This window comes from uncultured Psychrobacillus sp. (genome assembly GCF_938022135.1).
In the GTDB taxonomy this organism is placed as follows: Bacteria; Bacillota; Bacilli; order Bacillales_A; family Planococcaceae; genus Psychrobacillus.
In genome coordinates this window covers 43675-63240 of the sequence record NZ_CALIED010000015.1, presented here as the reverse complement: position 1 = coordinate 63240, position 19566 = coordinate 43675, and the positions used below count along the sequence as shown (strand labels likewise).

Genomic DNA, 19566 nt, shown 5'->3' with positions numbered 1-19566 from the left:
AAAAAGCGCTCCTCCTGCTGGTTTTAGCAGGGGAGCGCGTATGCACATGAGTATGTCTCTTCAAAAAGAGCCCAATAAAATCTTATAGCGTTTGCTAGTAGAAGTCAAGAATTATTCTTCTTCGTCTAATTCTTCATCATCATCTAAATCTTCATCATCAATGATTTCAAAGTCTTCATCGTCTTCGTCGATTAAATCTTCCTCGATTACGTCTACTTCATCAATTTCCGCTTCCACGAAATCGATTGCTACTACATCATCGTCATCGTCGTCGTCATCGTCATCGTCGTCATCTTCAATAAATTCATCGAATTCTTCTTCAAAGATAATTTCATCCTCATCCAAATCATCCAAATCGTCTAAATCATCTACTGCTTTTGTTTTCTTCTTACGTACTTTTACAGTTGGAGCAGTTTCTTCTTCAATTTGTTCCACTGGATACCACTCTCTAAGGCCCCATTGGTTTTCAGCAATTGCTAGGAAACGTCCATCAATATTCATGTCTGTATAGAATTGTGGCTTACGATCTGCCATCTCTTCATCTGTAAAGCCGTTCAACTTTTGAATCTCATCAAATAATTCTGTTAATGTTAAAGAATTTTTCTTGTCTTCTAGTATGGCAAATCCAAGATCTATTAGTGATTCTTCTTGTAATTGTGCTGTTGTCATTTCACGAAAATTCAAATCGTGCACGTCCTTTCTATGTCCGCTTGCATACTTTCCATTATATACAAACAATTAAGTTATATGCTACATTCATTTATTCTTTTTGAAAAGAGATATTTTCCTACCAACTATAGAAAATAAATAAAAAGAAAGCAAGAGTAACGGTATGGAAGCGAGTCTTTTATTATACAACCAAACTGTCGTTAAAAGGAGAACAATTATAACCATAATTTGAACAGGCTTTTTCATCACACTTCTCCTCTACGACTTTATATATACATTATACAAAAAATATAATAAAAAAGTGCCTCTAATATACATAGAGACACTAATATTTTTACATATTTCTTCGATATTGACCGCCGACCTCATAAAGAGCATTAGTAATTTGACCTAAGCTAGCAATTTGGACTGTGCTCATGAGCTCTTCAAAGATATTGCCACCACTCATTGCAACTTGCTTCAAGCGCTCTAATGCATGCTCCACTTTAGCTTCATGCTTAGCTTGGAAGTCTCTTAAATTATTAATTTGAGTTTCTTTTTCCTCTTTGGATGCACGGGCAAGTTCCATATTGTCTATATCATCTTCAGAAGCAGGGTTTGGATTTAAGTAGGTGTTAACTCCTATAATCGGAAGTTCCCCTGTATGCTTCTTCATCTCATAATACATAGACTCTTCTTGAATTTTGCCACGCTGATACTGAGTTTCCATGGCTCCAAGAACACCGCCACGGTCATTGATCCGATCAAATTCCGTTAGAACCGCTTCTTCTACAAGGTCAGTCAGCTCTTCCACTACATAGGAGCCTTGTAAAGAATTTTCATTTTTCGATAAACCATGCTCTTTTGTAATAATCATCTGGATAGCCATGGCACGACGTACAGATTCCTCTGTCGGAGTGGTGATTGCCTCGTCATACGCGTTTGTATGGAGCGAGTTACAGTTATCCTGCAATGCCATCAAGGCTTGAAGCGTTGTACGTATATCATTGAAATCTATCTCTTGGGCATGAAGACTTCTTCCCGATGTTTGTACATGGTACTTTAACTTCTGGCTTCTCTCATTTGCCCCATACTTTTCACGCATAACCACAGCCCATATACGACGGGCAACGCGGCCAATCACCGTATATTCTGGATCTAGCCCGTTTGAGAAGAAGAATGATAGATTAGGTGCAAATTCATCAATATTCATCCCACGGCTTAAATAATACTCTACATACGTAAAACCGTTTGCCATCGTAAATGCCAGCTGGGAAATAGGATTTGCCCCTGCCTCTGCAATATGGTAACCAGAAATAGAAACAGAATAGTAATTTCTAACCTTATGGTCAATAAAGTATTGTTGGATGTCCCCCATCATTCGAAGTGCGAATTCTGTCGAAAAGATACACGTATTCTGTCCTTGATCTTCTTTTAGGATGTCTGCCTGCACGGTACCTCGAACGACTTGCAATGTTGCTTCCTTCACATGAGTGAATTCTTCTACCGTCAATGTTCTACCTAGCTCTTCTTCCTTTAGGCGTACCTGCTGGTCAATTGCCGTGTTCATAAACATTGCTAAAATAATCGGAGCTGGACCGTTGATGGTCATCGACACAGACGTGGATGGCGCACATAAGTCAAAGCCAGCATATAGCTTTTTCATATCCTCTAATGTACAAATGCTAACACCAGATTCCCCGACCTTGCCGTAAATATCTGGACGATAATCTGGATCTTCTCCGTAAAGCGTTACGGAGTCAAACGCTGTAGACAATCGCTTTGCGTCGTCATCCTTAGATAAATAATGGAAACGACGGTTAGTACGCTCTGGAGTTCCTTCTCCTGCAAACTGACGCTTAGGGTCCTCTCCTTCTCTACGGAAAGGGAACACCCCTGCAGTATAAGGGAACGAACCTGGTACATTTTCTTTATAAACCCATTTCAAAATCTCCCCGTAATCGACAAATTTCGGTAGAGCGACTTTTGGAATTTTCAAGCCAGACAAGCTTTCCGTACGTAGAATTGTACGAATTTCTTTATCCCGAATTTTTGTGACAAACTCATCGCCTGCATACGCATCTTTTAGTGCCTGCCAGTTGTCTAGAATACGTTTTGATTCTGCCGTTAATTCATCTTTAATGCCCTCGGCTAGAGATTCTAATGATTGAATTAAAGCATCGTCTGCTGTTTTTTTCTTAACCTCATCAATTGCACCCTCTAGTTGGAACAATCGTCTTGCAAACTCTACCTGCTCTTGAGACTTGTTATGATAGCCTCTAACTGTGTCCGTAATTTCACGAAGGTAGTACCTGCGATCGTTAGGGATAATGACATTTTGCTTTTGCGTTTTCACAAACTGATCATAAGATGTTGCCCAATCTGTGCCCAATTTTTTATTCAGCGTATCGATTAACGCTGCAAATAATGAGTTAGTCCCTTTGTCATTGAACTGGCTAGCAATTGTACCGTAAACTGGCATTTTGTCCAGCTCCACATCCCATAGCTCCCGGCTGCGTTGATACTGCTTTTGCACCTGTCTTAATGCATCCTCAGAGCCTTTTCGTTCGAATTTATTGATAACGATTAAGTCTGCATAGTCAATCATATCAATTTTTTCTAGTTGAGACGGTGCTCCAAACTCACTAGTCATGACATACATAGAGAGGTCAGAAACATTCGTAATTTCAGCATCCCCTTGACCGATTCCACTTGTCTCTACGACAATCAGATCATAGCCGGCAACCTTCACAACATCTAATACATCTGCAATTGCGCCTGATAATTCTGTCCGTGATCCACGAGTAGCTAAGCTTCTCATAAATACTCGTTTATTGAAAATAGCATTCATACGGATACGGTCTCCAAGCAGAGCCCCACCAGTTTTTTGCTTTGTAGGGTCAATCGATAAAACCGCAATTTTTTTATCTGGCAATTCCTGAAGAAAGCGACGGATCAATTCATCCGTTAAGGAGCTTTTCCCTGCACCACCTGTACCCGTGATCCCTAGCACTGGAGTATTCTTAGACAGGCCTTGTGCCAGCTCAAGCATGCTCTTTGTTTCGGAATCCTTGGTGTGATGTGCCTCTTCTGCTAGTGTAATCAGATGAGCGAGTAGCTCCGGATTTTCAGTTGTAACTTTCTCGATTGTTTCTTTTGCTCCTGAAGGATCTGTTGGAACGTCGCACTCCATTAACATTTTATTGATCATCCCTTGCAGTCCTAGCTTTCGACCGTCTTCAGGTGAAAATATTCCGGAAATACCATATTCCTGCAGCTCTTTAATTTCTTTTGGGATAATTACTCCACCGCCACCACCATATATACGAATGTGAGGTGCTCCCCTTTCGGCAAGTAAGTCCTTCATATATTTAAAATACTCGACATGTCCTCCTTGATAGGAAGAGATGGCAATCCCTTGAACATCCTCTTGTATAGCGGCATTAACAACCTCTTCAACCGAACGATTGTGGCCTAGGTGGATCACCTCTGCTCCGCTCGCCTGTAAAATGCGACGCATAATATTGATGGATGCATCATGACCGTCAAAAAGACTCGACGCCGTTACAAAACGAACATGATTTTTTGGACGATATACTTCTACCTTAGACATGTTGTTCCTCCTTGTTTGTGTGAACATTTATTCCAAACCCTGGACTAATTTAAAGAACGTCCTTCGCTTTACCCATCCCACTGAGTAATAACTGCACTTGTAGATCTGTAAATTGCTCGATGGTAAATTCCTTGCGCAAGGCCCATCTTCTAAATGCCCACATTTGCCCTTGGACAGCCAAGGTATGAGCATAGAGTTTAGCCTGCTCCGCAGTTAGCTTCAGCTCCCCAGCCTCCATACAGCCAACCATGATTTTATGGAAGATATCCACCATTTCTAGCTCTTTAGTTAATACATATTCGAGTGCTTTTTTTGGTAACGATTTGGATTCCTGGTACATGACGACAAACTCATCCGACATATCATCTATCACCCCATAATAGTGATATATCGCATTTTTCAAATCCTCCATCGTCGTGCCTTTTTCAGGCTGAAATTCTGAAAGCCTTCCATGAACCTCATGATAAATACTATCGCAAACTAAATAGAGTACATCCTCTTTGGTGCGGATATATTCATAAAGCGTGCCTATACTAAAGCCCGCTTCCTTCGCAATCTCTCTTGTAGTAGTACGGTGAAAGCCCTTTTGTTTGAATAAAGTGACAGCTGCTCGAATCATTTGCTGACGTCTTTTTTCAATTAAGTTTCCGTCCTTTACAGAGGTCAATACTTCGTGTTTTTTGTCCATGTTACTTAGTAAGCATACGAGAGATAACAAGACGTTGAATTTCTTGTGTACCCTCATAAATTTGAGTTATTTTAGCATCACGCATAAAACGTTCCACTGGATAGTCCTTCGTATATCCGTATCCACCATATACCTGCACTGCTTCTGTTGTAACTTTCATAGCTGTATCTCCAGCCATTAGCTTAGCCATTGCAGATTCCTTCCCGTAGGAAAGTCCATTAGACTCTAACCAAGCTGCTTGATACGTAAGTAATCGTGAAGCTTCAATCGATGTGGCCATGTCTGCTAGCTTGAAGGAAACACCTTGGTTTGCAGCGATTGGCTTACCAAACTGTACGCGCTCTTTTGCATAGCTAACGGAAGCATCCAAAGCACCTTGAGCAATACCAACCGCTTGAGCAGCGATACCGTTACGACCGCCATCTAACGTTTTCATAGCGATGATGAATCCTTCGCCTTCTTGACCTAATAGATTTTCCTTAGGCACACGGCAGTTTTCAAAGATGATTTCTGTTGTAGGCGATGAACGAATTCCTAGCTTTTTCTCTTTTTTCCCAACTGAGAATCCTTCAAATCCAGCTTCTACGATAAATGCACTTGTTCCTTTATGCTTAGATTCTGGATCTGTAACAGCAAACACTACATAAATGTCTGCAATCCCACCGTTCGTAATAAAGATTTTAGAGCCATTTAGCACATAATGATCTCCATCTAATTTAGCAGTTGTTCTCATGCCACCTGCATCGGAACCAGACCCTGCTTCTGTTAATCCGTAACCACCAATTTTTGTTCCTTCTGCCATTGGACGAAGATATTTTTGCTTTTGCTCTTCATTTCCATATTTGAATATTGGCCATCCAGCTAAAGATGTGTGTGCAGAAAGCGTTACTCCTGTAGATGCACAAACTCGTGATAGCTCTTCTACTGCGATACAGTAAGCTAAATAATCCGATCCAATTCCGCCGTACTCTTCAGGCCACGGAATTCCTGTTAGTCCAAGCTCTGCCATTTTGTCGAAAATTTCACGATCAAAACGCTCCTCTTCATCACGTTCAGCAGCTGTTGGTGCTACTTCATTCACAGCAAAGTCACGTACCATTTTACGAATCATTTCATGCTCTTCTGTTAGTTGAAAATTCATTTGTACATTCCGCCTTTTTGTCGTATTTATTTTTGTCTGCTATATTCGTTCTCTCTTAATTCATCAAATGCTTACTAATAACGATTCGTTGGATTTCACTTGTACCCTCGTAAATTTCGGTAATCTTTGCATCTCGGAAGTAGCGTTCTACTGGATAATCCTCTGTGTATCCATAGCCGCCAAATACTTGAACCGCCTCAATTGCTACGTCTACCGCTGTTTTAGAAGCGAATAGCTTAGCCATCGACGCTTCTTTCCCACAAGGAAGCCCTCTATCTCGCATATTGGCTGCTCGGTAAACTAGTAATCTAGCTGCCTCAACTGCTGTTCCCATGTCTGCAAGCTTGAACCCGACTCCTTGGTTTGCAGCAATTGGCTTACCAAATTGGACGCGTTCCTTTGCATATCCTACCGCTGCTTCGAAAGCAGCTTCGGCTATACCTAGAGCTTGAGTTGCAATTCCTATACGCCCCGTGTTTAAGTTGGCCATAGCAATCTTAAAGCCCTCGCCCTCTTCTCCAAGTAGGTTCTCTACTGGAATTTTCATATCCTCGAAGGTGATTTGGACTGTTCTCGATCCATGCAAGCCCATCTTGTGTTCGTCTTTACCAATGATAAAACCTGGTGTGTCTTTCTCCACGATAAACGCGGAGATTCCACGAGAGCCCTGCGAAGCATCCGTCGAAGCAAATACGATGTAAACATCTGCCTCTCCACCATTTGTTATAAACACCTTGGATCCATTCAGCACATAATGATCGTCTTTTTTGACTGCTTTCGTTTTAAGAGCACCTGCATCTGACCCAGCAGATGGCTCTGTTAAGCAAAATGCTCCAAGATACTCGCCAGATGCAAGCTTTGGGATGTACTTCTGTTTTTGATCTTCATTACCAAAGTAAAGAATTGGGTTCGTCCCTACGGATGTATGTACGGAAAGGATAACCCCTACAACCGCACTTACCTTGGATAATTCATGGATAGCAATCACATAGCTAGTAAAGTCCATCTCCGATCCACCGTACTTCTCTGGTATCGTGATCCCCATTAAACCTAGCTCACCCATTTTTTTTATAATTTCACGAGGGAACTCCCCTTGCTCCATCCGTTCAATAAAAGGCTCTATTTCGGCTTTTGCAAAATCACGAACCATGCTGCGCATCATTAGCTGCTCTTCAGTGAATGTTAACTCCATTAATAAATCCCCTTTGTTGGTTATTCGTAAATATAGAAGCCTCTTCCAGTTTTCTTCCCTAGCCATCCAGCCTTCACGTATTTACGCAATAACGGACATGGTCTATACTTGCTGTCACCAAATCCTTCATGAAGCACTTCCATGATATACAAGCAAGTATCTAAACCGATGAAGTCTGCTAGCTGTAGAGGTCCCATTGGATGATTCATGCCCATCTTCATGACATCATCGATTGCTTCTTTCGTTGCTACCCCTTCGTATAATGTATAAATTGCCTCATTGATCATTGGCATTAATACACGGTTTGCAACAAATCCTGGGAAGTCATTTACTTCAACAGGAACCTTACTTAACTTTTTCGTCATTTCCTCAATCGCTGCATAAACTTCATCATTAGTTGCAAGTCCTCTAATAATTTCAACGAGCTTCATCACGGGAACTGGATTCATAAAATGCATGCCAATTACTTGTTCTGGACGATTGGTAGCTGCTGCAATTTCTGTGATTGGAAGTGATGACGTATTCGTTGCTAAAATAGCATGAGCTGGTGCAATAGCATCTAGTTGTTTAAAAATAGATTGTTTGATTTCCATGTTTTCTACAGCTGCTTCGATGACAAGATCTACATCATTTGCATCGTTAATTGATAGTGACTTACTGATTTTATTTAAAACCGCTTGTTTGTCGTCCTCGGTCATTCTTCCCTTTTCTACATTTCTAGAAAGATTTTTGGAGATTGTTTGAAAGCCTCGCTCAAAGAATTTTTCTTCTCTGTCATTTAGCTTCACTTCATAGCCTGCCTGTGCACAGACTTGTGCAATCCCAGAACCCATTTGCCCTGCTCCTATTACCATTACCTTTTGAATGTTCATGCTAGATTTCCCCCTGTTTTTGGAACTTCAATCATGATGGCATCTCCTTGGCCGCCACCTGAACAGATGGCAGCTATTCCGATGCCTCCCCCTCTACGCTTCAATTCATACGCAAGCGTAAGTATAATTCGTGCACCAGATGCTCCAATTGGATGACCTAATGCAACAGCCCCACCGTTCACGTTCACTTTGTCCTCTGATAAACCAGCAATTTGACTGCTCACTAACGCAACTGCCGCAAAAGCCTCGTTAATTTCAAACAAATCAATGTCTTCAATAGATTTCCCTGTTTTCTCAAGTAGCTTGTTAATAACAAGTCCTGGAGTTTGTGGAAAGTTTTCTGGCTCAATTGCAATGGCAGTGTGGCTAACTATATATGCTAGTGGCTCTTTTCCAAGCTCTTTTGCTTTTTCTTCATTTGTCAGTACAAGTGCACAAGCACCATCATTTACCCCAGGTGCATTTCCAGCTGTAATAGTGCCCTCTTTACCAAATGCAGGTTTCAGTTTAGCAAGTGATTCAACAGAAGTATCCGTCCGAGGAGCCTCATCCTGAGTCACAACAATCGGATCACCTTTCCGTTGGGGAATCTCAACCGGAACAATTTCTTCTGCAAATATTCCAGATTCAATCGCTTTCAACGCAAGGCTGTGACTTCTGTATGACCATTCATCTTGTTTTTCACGTGATAACTCAAACGTATCAGCAGTCGAATTTCCGTAAGTTCCCATATGAACACGCTTCGGATGGAATGAACAAGAAAGACCATCGTAAATCATTCCGTCGACCATTTGGCCATCGCCCATTCTTAAACCAAATCTACCTTTCGGCAAATAGTATGGAGCGTTGGACATAGATTCCATTCCCCCAGCTACGATTACCTCTTCGTCCCCTAAACGAATAATTTGGTCTGCCATCGTTACGCTTCGCATCCCAGAAGCACATACTTTGTTAATCGTTTCTGTTTGAACATTCCAAGGAATTCCAGCCTTGTTAGCTGCCTGTCTAGAAGGAATTTGACCTTGCCCGGCTTGTAGAACTGTCCCCATAATCACTTCATCTACCTGCTCAGGATTTACACCTGCTTTTGCAAGTGCTTCTTTTATAGCAACTCCTCCCAAATCGGAAGCTGTTAAGTTACTAAGTGCTCCACCGAACTTACCAAAAGCTGTACGTGCCCCATCCAAAATTACTGTTTTCGTCAATACAGTCACCCCTTTGATTTGTATACGCTTTCAAGATTATTTAAATAAAATAGTACTGACTGAACGCTCGCTCGATTAATAATGTTAAGAAAAGGGAGTATTTCCACTCCCTTCCTAATTAGTTTAAGTTTACTTAAAGTAATTTGTGATTGCAATTATTATTGAACATTCTGTTCTTCGTTAACCTCTTCTATTTCAGTCACTGACTCACCGAAGATGGATTTTTCTAGAAGCTCAGCAATATCATATGTTCCTACTGTATCTTCTACTTCTTTCGCTTTCGTACCATCTGACAGCATCGTTAAGCAGTACGGACATCCAGAAGAAATAACGGTTGGTTTTACTTCTAACGCTTGTTCTGTACGAGCAACATTTACGCGGTTACCAACATGCTCCTCCATCCACATCAAGCCTCCACCAGCGCCACAGCACATCCCGTTTTCACGGTTACGCGCCATTTCTACTAGCTGAACTCCTGGGATCGATTTTAATATTTCACGAGGTGCATCATAGACATCGTTATAACGTCCCAAGTAGCAAGAATCATGGAAGGTAATTGTTTCATTTACCGCATGCTTAGGTTTTAAGCGACCCGCCATTACTAAATCATATAGTAACTCTGTATGATGAAGAACTTCTCCATTCCAACCAAAATCACCGTATTCATTTTTGAAAATATTATATGCATGAGGATCGATTGTAACAATCTTCGTTATCTCTGCTTTTTCAAATTCTTTAATATTTGCTGCAGCTAATTCTTGGAACATAAATTCGTTTCCTAGACGTCGCGGTGTGTCTCCAGAATTCTTTTCCTTGTTACCTAAAATTGCGAACTTCACTCCTGCTTCATTCATCAGATGAGCAAACGATAAAGCAATTTTTTGAGAACGGTTGTCGAAGGATCCCATAGACCCAACCCAGAATAGATATTCAATTTCTTCCCCAGCTTTAGAAACTTCTTTTACAGTAGGAATATGAAGATCTGGGCGAGCATCTCTCCAGTTTTCTTTCTCTTTACGGTTAAGGCCCCAAGGATTACCTTGACGTTCAATGTTTGTCATTGCACGTTGTGCATCCGGGTTTACTTTGCCTTCTGTCATTACTAAATAACGGCGAAGGTCTATAATTTTATCTACATGCTCGTTCATAACTGGACATTGGTCCTCACAGTTACGGCAAGTTGTACAAGCCCAAATCTCTTCCTCCGTGATTACATCACCGATTAATGAAGGACTGTAAATATCTTCAATTACTGCACCTTCTGCACCAGCTGCCATCGCTAGTTGATTTCCTTTTGTTCCTTGGAATGCTAGTGAAGGTACCCATGGTTTTTGTTTCGTTTCTACTGCTCCAGTAAATGTTAAGTGATCACGAAGCTTCACAATTAAGTCCATTGGAGAAAGCATTTTACCAGTTCCTGTCGCTGGACACATATTCGTACAACGACCACATTCTACACACGCGTAGAAGTCTATCATCTGTGCTTGTGTAAAGTCTTGGACGCGACCGACACCGAAGACTGGCATTTCCTCTTCATCCGCTTCCTCGTCCTCTTCTTCTTCAAAATTAATAGGACGTAGTCTACCTACTTTATCTAGACGGTGAAAATATACGTTTGCAGGTCCAGTGATTAAATGGAAATGCTTAGATTGTGGTATATAAACTAAGAATGATAATAGGAACAATAAGTGAATCCACCACATAACAAAGAATACAGTGATTGCGGCTGCCTCAGGTATCCCTTGGAAAACGGTTGCAACAGCAGATGCTACAGGCTCACTCCAGGTTGCCTCATGTCCATGCCAAATCATTCCCATACCGTTACCGACTAATACAGACACCATTAGTCCACCGATGAAAATCAGTACTAGGCCATTTTTCCATCCACGTTTTAAACGAACTAGCTTTTCTACGTAACGGCGGTAGAATGCCCAGATTACTGCTACTAAAATAACTAAAGTTACGATTTCTTGGAAGAATGTAAATGCTGGATATAGTGGTCCTAGCGGTAAATGTGAATCAGGTGCTAGTCCCTTCCAGATAAAATCAATTGCTCCAAACTGTACTAAGATAAATCCATAAAAGAACATGACGTGAATAGATCCACTCTTCTTGTCTTTTAATAATTTCTTTTGTCCAAATACATACACCCAGATTTTGCGAAGTCTTTCCTTCACATTATCTTCAAACTCAACTTTTTTCCCCAATTTAATGTATGCGTATCTCGTTCGTAGTAGATATACAAATAGATATACCGCATACAGTACAACACCTATGAATAACACCCAGTTTGCGATTAACAATGGATTCATTCCTTTTCCCCCTCTAAGATGTGCCTAATTACTAATAGAATAACATTATAATAGAATTATATGAATTAATACAATATTAAAACTGAATGAGCATTCAGTCAATAGGGAAATATATATTCTTTTCAAAAATGTTATTTTTTTAAAATAATTTAATCTTCTAGGCTTTGCGTTAAAGTATTATATTAAATGCAGATGGTATTTAGGAATTATAGATATAAATTTAATAATGAAACTCGCATTGTTAAGTAGATTTAGAAATGACAGATTTTCGCTTTCGGCGTGCGCTTTCCTGGGGGCACGGATCGAGCCTGTAGTCTCTCCCTCGTGCTGTTCCCCTAGGAGTCGCCGCCTGTCGCTTCAATCACCAAGCATGCTGCAATGTTAAAGAGTAGTAATGTGACCTAAACTCAGAAAGCGCCCGTAAAAGTCTTTAATGTGTTCCATAATTTTATAAGAAACGTCCCATAAACCTAGAAGAAGTGACCCATAAAAGTTTTGATATGGCCCATAAACTCAAAAAGCGCCCATTAAAGGTATTATGTGTCCCATAATCTTATAAGAAACGTCCCATAAACCTAGAAGAAGTGACCCATAAAAGTCTTGATATGGCCCATAAACTCTCAAAGCGCCCGTAAAAGTCTTGAATGTGTCCCATAACCTTATAAGAAATGTCCCATAAAAGTCTTGATATGGCCCATAAACTCTCAAAGCGCCCGTAAAAGTCTTAAGATGGTCCATAACCTCACAAAACCTCCCCATAAAAGAGGACTCCCCTCACATCAATCAGATTTAATCTTAATGGTGTATTACTTAAAGGCGCTACTTTACTTAAAGGCGCTCTTCGAATATAACGCTTTAGATGACCTAACCTATTAAGCATCTTAGCAATGCTAATCGGCGTCATTATAAAGGCGAAATGATAATGATTAGTAATCAATACTAAATGGAAGGATGTGTTCCAATGGATACAGCAATTATTTTTGACATGGATGGCACGTTGTTTCAAACAATCCTAATATTAGAGCCTGCTCTTGAGGCTACTTTTGAGCAACTGCGAAATAAAGGCCTGTGGAGCGGCGAAACTCCGATTGACACTTACAGAGAGATTATGGGGGTACCTTTACCCGTTGTTTGGGAAACTTTATGTCCAGCTCATAGCGATGTAGTTCGTGAGGAGAGTAATCAATTGTTTCAAATGGCTCTTATCGAACAGATTCAAAACGATCGAGGTGCATTATATGAGGGTGTAGAATCTACTCTAGCGGACCTTGCAAAGGTTTATCCCATGTATATTGCAAGTAATGGTCAAACTGCCTATCTAGAGGCAATTATGGAGCATTACACCCTAAATAGGTGGATAAAGGATATGTATAGCATTGATTTAGTTGAATCTGGGAATAAATCTGAATTAGTATCGTTAGTTATGAAAGAGAATGGAGTAAAGCGAGGGTATGTAGTTGGGGACCGTTCCTCAGATATTAAGGCTGCTTCAGATAACAATCTACTCTCTATTGGTGTACGGTTTGATTTTTCACAGGAAGCTGAGCTGATCCATGCTGATTATATTCTTGATAGCTTTTCTAATATCCATCAGGTGTTAAAAAAAACTAGCCTTTCTCAGAAATAACTCCCATCTTTTTAAAGCGGAATCGATTAGCCACTAAAACTTATCTTTTCCTAATTTGAAAAAAGCATCGAGTCTCACTCGATGCTTTCTATGCCAATCCTTTAGATGTCGCTAAGTGGACTTGATTCCACAACACTATTTCTTCACTGGATTGTGGCTTTGAGTAATAATATCCTTGTACAACCGGCTTGATGCAAGTGTTTCGTAGGAACTCTATTTGCTCCTTCGTTTCTACACCTTCAAACACAATTGTCAGTTTTAGCGATTGACCAAGCCCAATCATTGCTTCCAGTATGGATGAATCCTTTTCTGATGTCGGAATTTCATCTATAAAAGACTTGTCTATCTTTAACGTGGAAATAGGCATTTTTTTTAAATAGGACAAAGAAGAAACACCTGTGCCAAAATCATCTAAAGCTACGGATAGCCCTTCCTTTCGAAAAGCGATGACAGCTTGGATTGCTTTTTCTATGTTTCTAACAAAGCTCGTTTCCGTTATTTCAAGCTCCAGCTGAGAGGCTAACACCTCATAATTCCGCATATTAGCTTGTAGTACTTGGAGAAGTTTTGGTGAGGTTACATAGTCTCCAGGTATATTAATAGAAAGTTGCCCAAAAGAGATACCCTCTTCCCTCCAACTTGCGATTTGTTTACAGACTTCCTCAATTATCCAGTCTGTAACTCTCTCCATTCGATTATGTGCTTCGAGTATAGGAATAAACAAGGCCGGGGATAGTAGCCCATGAATGGGGTGGTTCCATCTGAGTAAGGTTTCTAACCCTTCCACCTGATTCCCTTTAAGAGAAACTTTCGGCTGATAGACTAAGAACAGTTCCCCCATCTTAATGGCACGACCAATTCCATCCACTATCTCACGCTCAAAAGCATGTGTGTGAATTGCTGGATCAAAGAAAATTACCTCATTTTCAAATTTAGTAGAGGAGTGGCGGATAACAGCTAAAGCGTTAGCATACAAGGTTGCTGCCTCGGTTTTATTGTTAGCTTCTGCAACTGCACAAACGGAAGAAAGATATGTTTTTTCCCCATCAATAAAGAATGGCGTTTGTAGATATTCAGAAATTCTCTGCATAGCTTCTTTTACATGTGAGCTTTCCTTAACATCCTTCATCAAAAAAGCGAAGCGGTTCTCTTCAATTCTATATAGTTCAGAGGATGGAGGTCGCATTGTTTGAAATCTTTGAGCTGTTAGCTTAATCACTTCATCAACGAATTGATAACTATATTCTTTATTGAGTTCCTCTAATCCATGAAGCTGCCATATGATTAAGTACTCCGGAAATAAATGCTTTCGAAGATCTTGCTCAAATAGTCGCCGGTTTGGTAGTTTTGTAAAGGAATCAAAAAAATTCGTGTGGTACGCCACATAACGATCTATTTGACCCAATAAAAAAAGTATACCAAGCAGTAACGCCATTCCTGCAGTGACAATGATAACTAAACCACCTATATTCCCCATGTCATGTGCTAGTGCGTGTGCATGAAAATCACTAGGCACATAAAAAGTGACTGCTGACATACCCGTATAATGCATACTAGACACTGCTAAACCCATAATTAGAGCAGTAAATAATTGAATCCAACGATTTTTCATATAAAGTTGCAGGTTTGAAAAAATATAGACGGCTAACATCGAGATTGCCACTGATATACCAATAGAAACTATAAATATTATGTAGTTATAAGAATAAGAGATATCCATTTTCATGGCATACATTCCCATATAATGCATAGTAGAGATACCAGCTCCCATCGAAACTCCAGCTAGGATATAAACCCAAAGCCCTCTTTTCGGCAGGTTAGATAAATAAAAGGCTATAAACGATGCTACCATTGCTGGCACAATTGATATAACAGTCAGTGTAACATTGTATGTCATATGGACAGGCAAGGAGAATGCACTCATCCCAACAAAATGCATAGACCATATTCCAAATCCCATAGCAATAGAAGCAAACATTAACCAAAGATTTCGATGAAAAAAACCAATCCTCTGCGCTCTTCCATTCATCGTCAAGGCTGAATATGAGGCTATTACGGCTATTAAAATGGACAATATAACAACAGAAGTAGCATAGTCACCTTGAATGACGACCATATCCTCTTCCAAATAATTTTCAAACATTCAATTGATCTCCTTTTACATTTTCGTGTCTATAAACGTAAAATCCATGTTTCTAAAGTAATCACCCTCCTTTTATCGGCAGTGAGTACTACAAATTAACTCATCTCAAAGCTCTACGGAAACTTTCTTTTGAAGGTGATACCGGTCTCTTAATATACCTCAATTGGGAGTGATAAAGATACCAAAATCGCAAGACGAGAAAAATAGCTTCATTTCCATTAGATTTTACGAGTTGTACCATCCAGTAAGACTTGGCTATACAAGTAATATAATATTCTTTTAAGGGGGAGATTATATGTCTTTAAAGGCTGGAGATATAGTTAGGTTTGAAAGAACTTTTACATTAAACGATGTGGAATTATTTATAAAAATCTCAGGGGATGAAGGTATTCATCATATGAATCCAGATGCTCAAGGGAGAGTCGTCATTCAAGGATTACTGACTGCAACATTACCGACTAAAGTGGGTGGAGATAACAACGTATTGGCTCGTCATATGGACTTTGAATTTCTAAAACCAGTATATACGGGAGATACAATAACTTGTGAGGTCACGATTGATCAATTAGACCCGAAAGAGAAAAGAATTTCTATCGTTGCATCCTTTAAATGCCACAATCAACATAACACTTTAGTGCTAAAAGGAAGTTTTTCAGGGGTAATATTATAATCACTAAAAAAAAGCAGTCTGTTCCAACTAGGAAATGGACTGCTTTTTATAAGGCTAAGTAAGCTAAATGATTGCTTGAAAGTATTCGCCAAAGTATAGTTTCGCTTCCTGCTGTCTCGAACTATTAATACCTACTAGAACCGTCGTTGCTGGACCTGCAGATTTTTGGACTTCCCAGCCTTTCATATTGCACTCGAGCTTTAGTTGCTTACATTCATCCGCTATTCCTTTAGAGCCGACCGGCCAAACAGCATGAACCAATCCAGACCTCATTGCCTCCCAAACTTTTTTTAAGTCTGCAATTTTGTCTGCATCTTTAATAACCTCTTCCCCTACACATGGCTTTCCATAGGCATACCATTGAACATCCTGATTGTGTTTTAGCTGTTGCTGACCAAGCATCGTAATAGCCACGGCAGATTGCATGGTTTCTATATTCGTTTCGCTGCTACCTGTAATGGTTGGACATTCCTCTGCAATCTCATTAAACAATTTCTTTATTCCTTTAATATACTTGTTCCAGCTGTCATTCCCTGAAAAATTATGAACCACTATCGTTTGTGGGTAGGCGCTAGCTGCCCACTGCTCCAAGATAGAGACTCGAGCGGCAAAGTAGGCTACTACCTCATCTGATATAGACACCACATCGTTTTCCTTTTCACCTATCGCTGCCGAATTATCCGTGGTTAGTACTATTCCATTTGGCAATAATATAGCATTACGCATGTGTCTTCACTCGTTCGATTACCTTTTCAACAACAGGAGAAACAATCATAGCAATGGAAGCATTAAGTATAGTTGCCAGCGTGATACCCGGTAAAGCACCTATGAAGAACGCAGGTGAAATAATCCAGTAGAAAGGTAAAGTTGCTAGTACACTATTTGCAAAGATAAAGAAAACCCATTTCCAAAAGTGATATCCCTTTTGATGGAGCTTTGTAAAAACAAATAGAATGACAAACATCTCCAGGGCTATGATGATATGTAATGGACCTAGTGGGAACCCAGCTGATAAGGAAGAGACTAAATGACCTACTAAAGAAGCCGCTCCTGCATACATTGGCGGTAAAAAAAGAGCGGAAATAAGTGCAGGCACTGTATCTAGTGCCGCACTTCCAATCCCCACTGGAATCTTGATCAACGCTCCAATTGCACAAAGAGCTGCGAACATGGCTGCAAGTGTTAATAGTCGAAGCTTCATATAGATTACTCCCCTTCTTTTTTCTCGCTTCCAACGTTTTTAAACACTTTTGCGCTTCTTACGTATTCAACATCACTTACGTTTTCCCGCACGTTTGCCACACGAGCTGCTGCAAATAAATAATCCGATAAACGATTTAAGTAACGCTGTACAACGGAAGGTACATCCTCTTGCGTTTTAGATAACGTCACAGTTAATCGCTCTGCACGACGTGTAATAGTACGCGCAATATGAAGCGTCGCCGCAGCTGGAGTTCCTCCCGGAAGGATAAATCGCTCTAATACTGGGCCTTCTTCTACTAATACATCAATGCGTTTTTCCATTGCCTCGATTGCCTCATCTGTCATTTTATAGATTCTGCGATTAGATACGTTTGCTAGATCTCCACCACAGTCAAATAGCTCGTGCTGAATCGTTTCCAAATCCTCTAGAAGATCTGCAAATTTGGTTGGATCTAGCTCTGTCACTGCTTTTCCTATAAATGAGTTTACTTCGTCAATTGTTCCGTATGCCTCTACTCGAATATCGTCTTTATCTGTTCTGCCTCCGATTAATCCTGTTTGTCCCTTGTCACCTGTTTTTGTGTAAATTTTCATTGTGAACATCTCCCTTTATAGTTTGTGGAATACCATACCAAATACGTGTAACACTCTCTGCAACAGCAAAAAGCTGCTGATAAAATCTTCCCACATTATCTCTTATCTTCCGCATACTTGCCTCCATCGGAACAATCCCTCTTCCAATTTCAGTAGCAACCACATAAACCTCTTTTTCCAGATCCCATTTCTTTAAATACGTATACCATATATTTAACTGATCTTGTTGCAGATTCTCAAACCCTGTTATCGCCAGTATTTCTTTATCGGGAAATAATGTAGTAGGGAGTTCTTCCCCTGCATTAATCCATTGAACATGACGTCCAGCTAGCTTCTTTTCTACAAAAGCTCTTTTTCCATTAAATGCTCCACCGAATATGACGTGCAATGCTTTCCCTCCAGTACTTCTTGTCTATCTTTCCAACACAGTGTATACATGCTTCCATGGGGCACATCCCAATCCCAAAACTTTTTAGAGTCATTTACAAATTTACTTAACAATGCTCGAATAGGCCCACCGTGTGTAATGATAATAGGATGATTAGAGCTAGTAATAACTTCACAAAACCCTTTTGTTACCCTTACTTCTAACTGTCGTAGAGATTCCCCACCTGGTGGGGCAATACATTCATAATCGTCTAGCCACGCCTGGTACTTTGCTTCATGCTTTAATTCCTCATATGTTTTTTCTTCCCAGCTACCAAAGGAGCACTCTCTGAGCTTAGTACTTTCAATATATGGAATATCTCCAAAAATTATATTGGCTGTCTGGCGGCATCGAAGTAAATCACTCCCAAACACTTCTGTAGCTTCCCCTATTTTTCGGCCGGTCTTAAGATCGGAAATAATGGGCTCATCCGTCCAACCAATATATCTTTGATTAACATTTCCTTTCGTCGGAAGATGTCTTATGAGAGTAACAGTAAAAAAGTCATCCATAAAATAACCTCCGTAAGCTCTAGGCTGGCACCGAGTAAGTCACCCGTAATGCCCCCGAAATTCTTTAACGTCCAGCTACGATATACACAGCTAAATACGACTAACACGCTTAAGATTGTAATCGCAATAAGCCAATACGTCGTTAGACCAATTAAACAAATGGCTATAAACAATGAGCATGCTGTTAACGGTAATAATAGTGGAATATGAATCCTTTGCTTAAAGAAATGGGCAAGACCGCTCTCTTTAGCATTTACGGTAGTACTAAATAGCGCCACAAGAACTATGCGTGATAAGACAGGAATAATCACTATAAATATCCAATGAAAACTTTCAGAAGACAACACCTCGGCTATGATGATTACTTTACCTACAATCAACAAAACAATAGCCATCACACCAAAAGCACCAACTCGAGGGTCATCTAAAATTTCCATTCGCTTTTTTAAATCTCTATAGGAAAAAAAAGCATCTGAAGTATCGATAAAGCCGTCCATATGGAGTCCACCTGACAGTAGGATTCCCAGACTGACAATCACAAATGCAGTCATTAAGGGGCTCCATTCAAAATAGAGAGCCAAACTAGCGACTGCTCCAATGCCAGCTCCTACCAAAGGAAAAAAAGTATACATCCCAGTTATTTGTCTTTTTTCCATCGGTAGATTTTTTTTAACCGGAATAATGGTAAAGAATTGAAGTGCCAATAACAGGCTATTCAT

17 protein-coding genes are annotated in these 19566 nt (G+C 40.2%); 2 read left to right on the top strand and 15 right to left on the bottom strand.

The window, feature by feature from the left end:
* Window positions 1-111 precede the first annotated feature (111 nt).
* From rpoE to Q0371_RS03165, 8 genes are all read right to left on the bottom strand, one after another.
* Entirely contained in the window at window positions 112-684 is a 573-nt protein-coding gene (gene rpoE / locus Q0371_RS03200; protein WP_298468203.1) for a DNA-directed RNA polymerase subunit delta, read from the bottom strand.
* 319 nt (window positions 685-1003) lie between these two features.
* The gene (gene icmF, locus Q0371_RS03195; RefSeq protein WP_298468200.1) at window positions 1004-4261 is read right to left on the bottom strand and encodes a fused isobutyryl-CoA mutase/GTPase IcmF; all 3258 of its coding nucleotides are present in this window, start codon (window positions 4259-4261) and stop codon (window positions 1004-1006) included.
* A 49-nt stretch (window positions 4262-4310) separates the two neighbouring features.
* A complete protein-coding gene (locus Q0371_RS03190; protein WP_298468197.1) occupies window positions 4311-4949 on the bottom strand; it encodes a TetR/AcrR family transcriptional regulator in 639 nt (212 codons plus the stop codon).
* Window position 4950: 1 nt separating this feature from the next.
* A complete protein-coding gene (locus Q0371_RS03185) occupies window positions 4951-6090 on the bottom strand; it encodes an acyl-CoA dehydrogenase (RefSeq protein ID WP_169359441.1) in 1140 nt (379 codons plus the stop codon).
* 55 nt (window positions 6091-6145) lie between these two features.
* Entirely contained in the window at window positions 6146-7282 is a 1137-nt protein-coding gene (locus tag Q0371_RS03180) for an acyl-CoA dehydrogenase (protein ID WP_298468192.1), read from the bottom strand.
* A gap of 20 nt (window positions 7283-7302) precedes the next feature.
* On the bottom strand, window positions 7303-8154 hold the full coding sequence (locus Q0371_RS03175) for a 3-hydroxybutyryl-CoA dehydrogenase (RefSeq protein ID WP_298468189.1): 852 nt from the start codon (window positions 8152-8154) through the stop codon (window positions 7303-7305).
* Window positions 8151-9359, bottom strand: a complete 1209-nt coding sequence (locus Q0371_RS03170) for an acetyl-CoA C-acetyltransferase (RefSeq protein ID WP_298468187.1) — start codon at window positions 9357-9359, stop codon at window positions 8151-8153. The genes Q0371_RS03175 and Q0371_RS03170 overlap by 4 nt, the downstream gene beginning before the upstream one ends.
* A gap of 158 nt (window positions 9360-9517) precedes the next feature.
* Entirely contained in the window at window positions 9518-11671 is a 2154-nt protein-coding gene (locus Q0371_RS03165) for a (Fe-S)-binding protein (protein ID WP_298468185.1), read from the bottom strand.
* 961 nt (window positions 11672-12632) lie between these two features.
* Between Q0371_RS03165 and Q0371_RS03160 the strand changes: the two genes are divergently transcribed.
* Window positions 12633-13298: an HAD hydrolase-like protein gene (locus Q0371_RS03160; RefSeq protein WP_298468183.1), complete on the top strand. Its 666-nt coding sequence runs from the start codon at window positions 12633-12635 to the stop codon at window positions 13296-13298.
* 88 nt (window positions 13299-13386) lie between these two features.
* On the opposite strand, the gene Q0371_RS03155 is transcribed toward Q0371_RS03160, so the two are convergent.
* The gene (locus Q0371_RS03155) at window positions 13387-15441 is read right to left on the bottom strand and encodes an EAL domain-containing protein (protein ID WP_298468180.1); all 2055 of its coding nucleotides are present in this window, start codon (window positions 15439-15441) and stop codon (window positions 13387-13389) included.
* Between the two features lie 295 nt (window positions 15442-15736).
* Here Q0371_RS03155 and Q0371_RS03150 point away from each other — a divergent pair, with 295 nt between their 5' ends.
* A complete protein-coding gene (locus tag Q0371_RS03150; RefSeq protein ID WP_298468177.1) occupies window positions 15737-16111 on the top strand; it encodes an enoyl-CoA hydratase in 375 nt (124 codons plus the stop codon).
* Window positions 16112-16174: 63 nt separating this feature from the next.
* Here Q0371_RS03150 and Q0371_RS03145 read toward each other — a convergent pair whose 3' ends face one another.
* The 6 genes from Q0371_RS03145 to cobS are packed head-to-tail and all read right to left on the bottom strand — an operon-like array spanning window position 16175 to window position 19566.
* Window positions 16175-16837 carry a hypothetical protein gene (locus Q0371_RS03145; RefSeq protein ID WP_298468174.1) on the bottom strand — a complete coding sequence of 221 codons (663 nt, stop codon included), beginning with the start codon at window positions 16835-16837 and terminating at the stop codon, window positions 16175-16177.
* Entirely contained in the window at window positions 16830-17312 is a 483-nt protein-coding gene (locus tag Q0371_RS03140) for an ECF transporter S component (RefSeq protein ID WP_251552263.1), read from the bottom strand. Before Q0371_RS03140 ends, Q0371_RS03145 begins: the two co-directional genes overlap by 8 nt.
* A 5-nt stretch (window positions 17313-17317) precedes the next feature.
* The gene (locus Q0371_RS03135) at window positions 17318-17908 is read right to left on the bottom strand and encodes a cob(I)yrinic acid a,c-diamide adenosyltransferase (RefSeq protein WP_169361189.1); all 591 of its coding nucleotides are present in this window, start codon (window positions 17906-17908) and stop codon (window positions 17318-17320) included.
* Window positions 17883-18296 carry a bifunctional adenosylcobinamide kinase/adenosylcobinamide-phosphate guanylyltransferase gene (locus Q0371_RS03130; RefSeq protein ID WP_298468169.1) on the bottom strand — a complete coding sequence of 138 codons (414 nt, stop codon included), beginning with the start codon at window positions 18294-18296 and terminating at the stop codon, window positions 17883-17885. Before Q0371_RS03130 ends, Q0371_RS03135 begins: the two co-directional genes overlap by 26 nt.
* Window positions 18248-18847: a histidine phosphatase family protein gene (locus Q0371_RS03125; RefSeq protein ID WP_298468167.1), complete on the bottom strand. Its 600-nt coding sequence runs from the start codon at window positions 18845-18847 to the stop codon at window positions 18248-18250. The genes Q0371_RS03130 and Q0371_RS03125 overlap by 49 nt, the downstream gene beginning before the upstream one ends.
* Window positions 18817-19566 (bottom strand): adenosylcobinamide-GDP ribazoletransferase, encoded by a 750-nt coding sequence (gene cobS / locus Q0371_RS03120; RefSeq protein WP_298468164.1) that lies wholly within the window; start codon window positions 19564-19566, stop codon window positions 18817-18819. The genes Q0371_RS03125 and cobS overlap by 31 nt, the downstream gene beginning before the upstream one ends.

Coding starts and splice junctions, on each gene's coding strand:
- Q0371_RS03145 (WP_298468174.1), bottom strand. CDS start 16,837: ATGCGTAATGCTATATTATTGCCAAATGGAATAGTACTAACCACGGAT.
- Q0371_RS03190 (WP_298468197.1), bottom strand. CDS start 4,949: ATGGACAAAAAACACGAAGTATTGACCTCTGTAAAGGACGGAAACTTA.
- Q0371_RS03125 (WP_298468167.1), bottom strand. CDS start 18,847: ATGGATGACTTTTTTACTGTTACTCTCATAAGACATCTTCCGACGAAA.
- cobS (WP_298468164.1), bottom strand. CDS start 19,566: ATGAATAGCCTGTTATTGGCACTTCAATTCTTTACCATTATTCCGGTT.
- Q0371_RS03180 (WP_298468192.1), bottom strand. CDS start 7,282: ATGGAGTTAACATTCACTGAAGAGCAGCTAATGATGCGCAGCATGGTT.
- Q0371_RS03150 (WP_298468177.1), top strand. CDS start 15,737: ATGTCTTTAAAGGCTGGAGATATAGTTAGGTTTGAAAGAACTTTTACA.
- Q0371_RS03160 (WP_298468183.1), top strand. CDS start 12,633: ATGGATACAGCAATTATTTTTGACATGGATGGCACGTTGTTTCAAACA.
- icmF (WP_298468200.1), bottom strand. CDS start 4,261: ATGTCTAAGGTAGAAGTATATCGTCCAAAAAATCATGTTCGTTTTGTA.
- Q0371_RS03165 (WP_298468185.1), bottom strand. CDS start 11,671: ATGAATCCATTGTTAATCGCAAACTGGGTGTTATTCATAGGTGTTGTA.
- Q0371_RS03175 (WP_298468189.1), bottom strand. CDS start 8,154: ATGAACATTCAAAAGGTAATGGTAATAGGAGCAGGGCAAATGGGTTCT.
- Q0371_RS03155 (WP_298468180.1), bottom strand. CDS start 15,441: ATGTTTGAAAATTATTTGGAAGAGGATATGGTCGTCATTCAAGGTGAC.
- Q0371_RS03140 (WP_251552263.1), bottom strand. CDS start 17,312: ATGAAGCTTCGACTATTAACACTTGCAGCCATGTTCGCAGCTCTTTGT.
- Q0371_RS03135 (WP_169361189.1), bottom strand. CDS start 17,908: ATGAAAATTTACACAAAAACAGGTGACAAGGGACAAACAGGATTAATC.
- Q0371_RS03185 (WP_169359441.1), bottom strand. CDS start 6,090: ATGAATTTTCAACTAACAGAAGAGCATGAAATGATTCGTAAAATGGTA.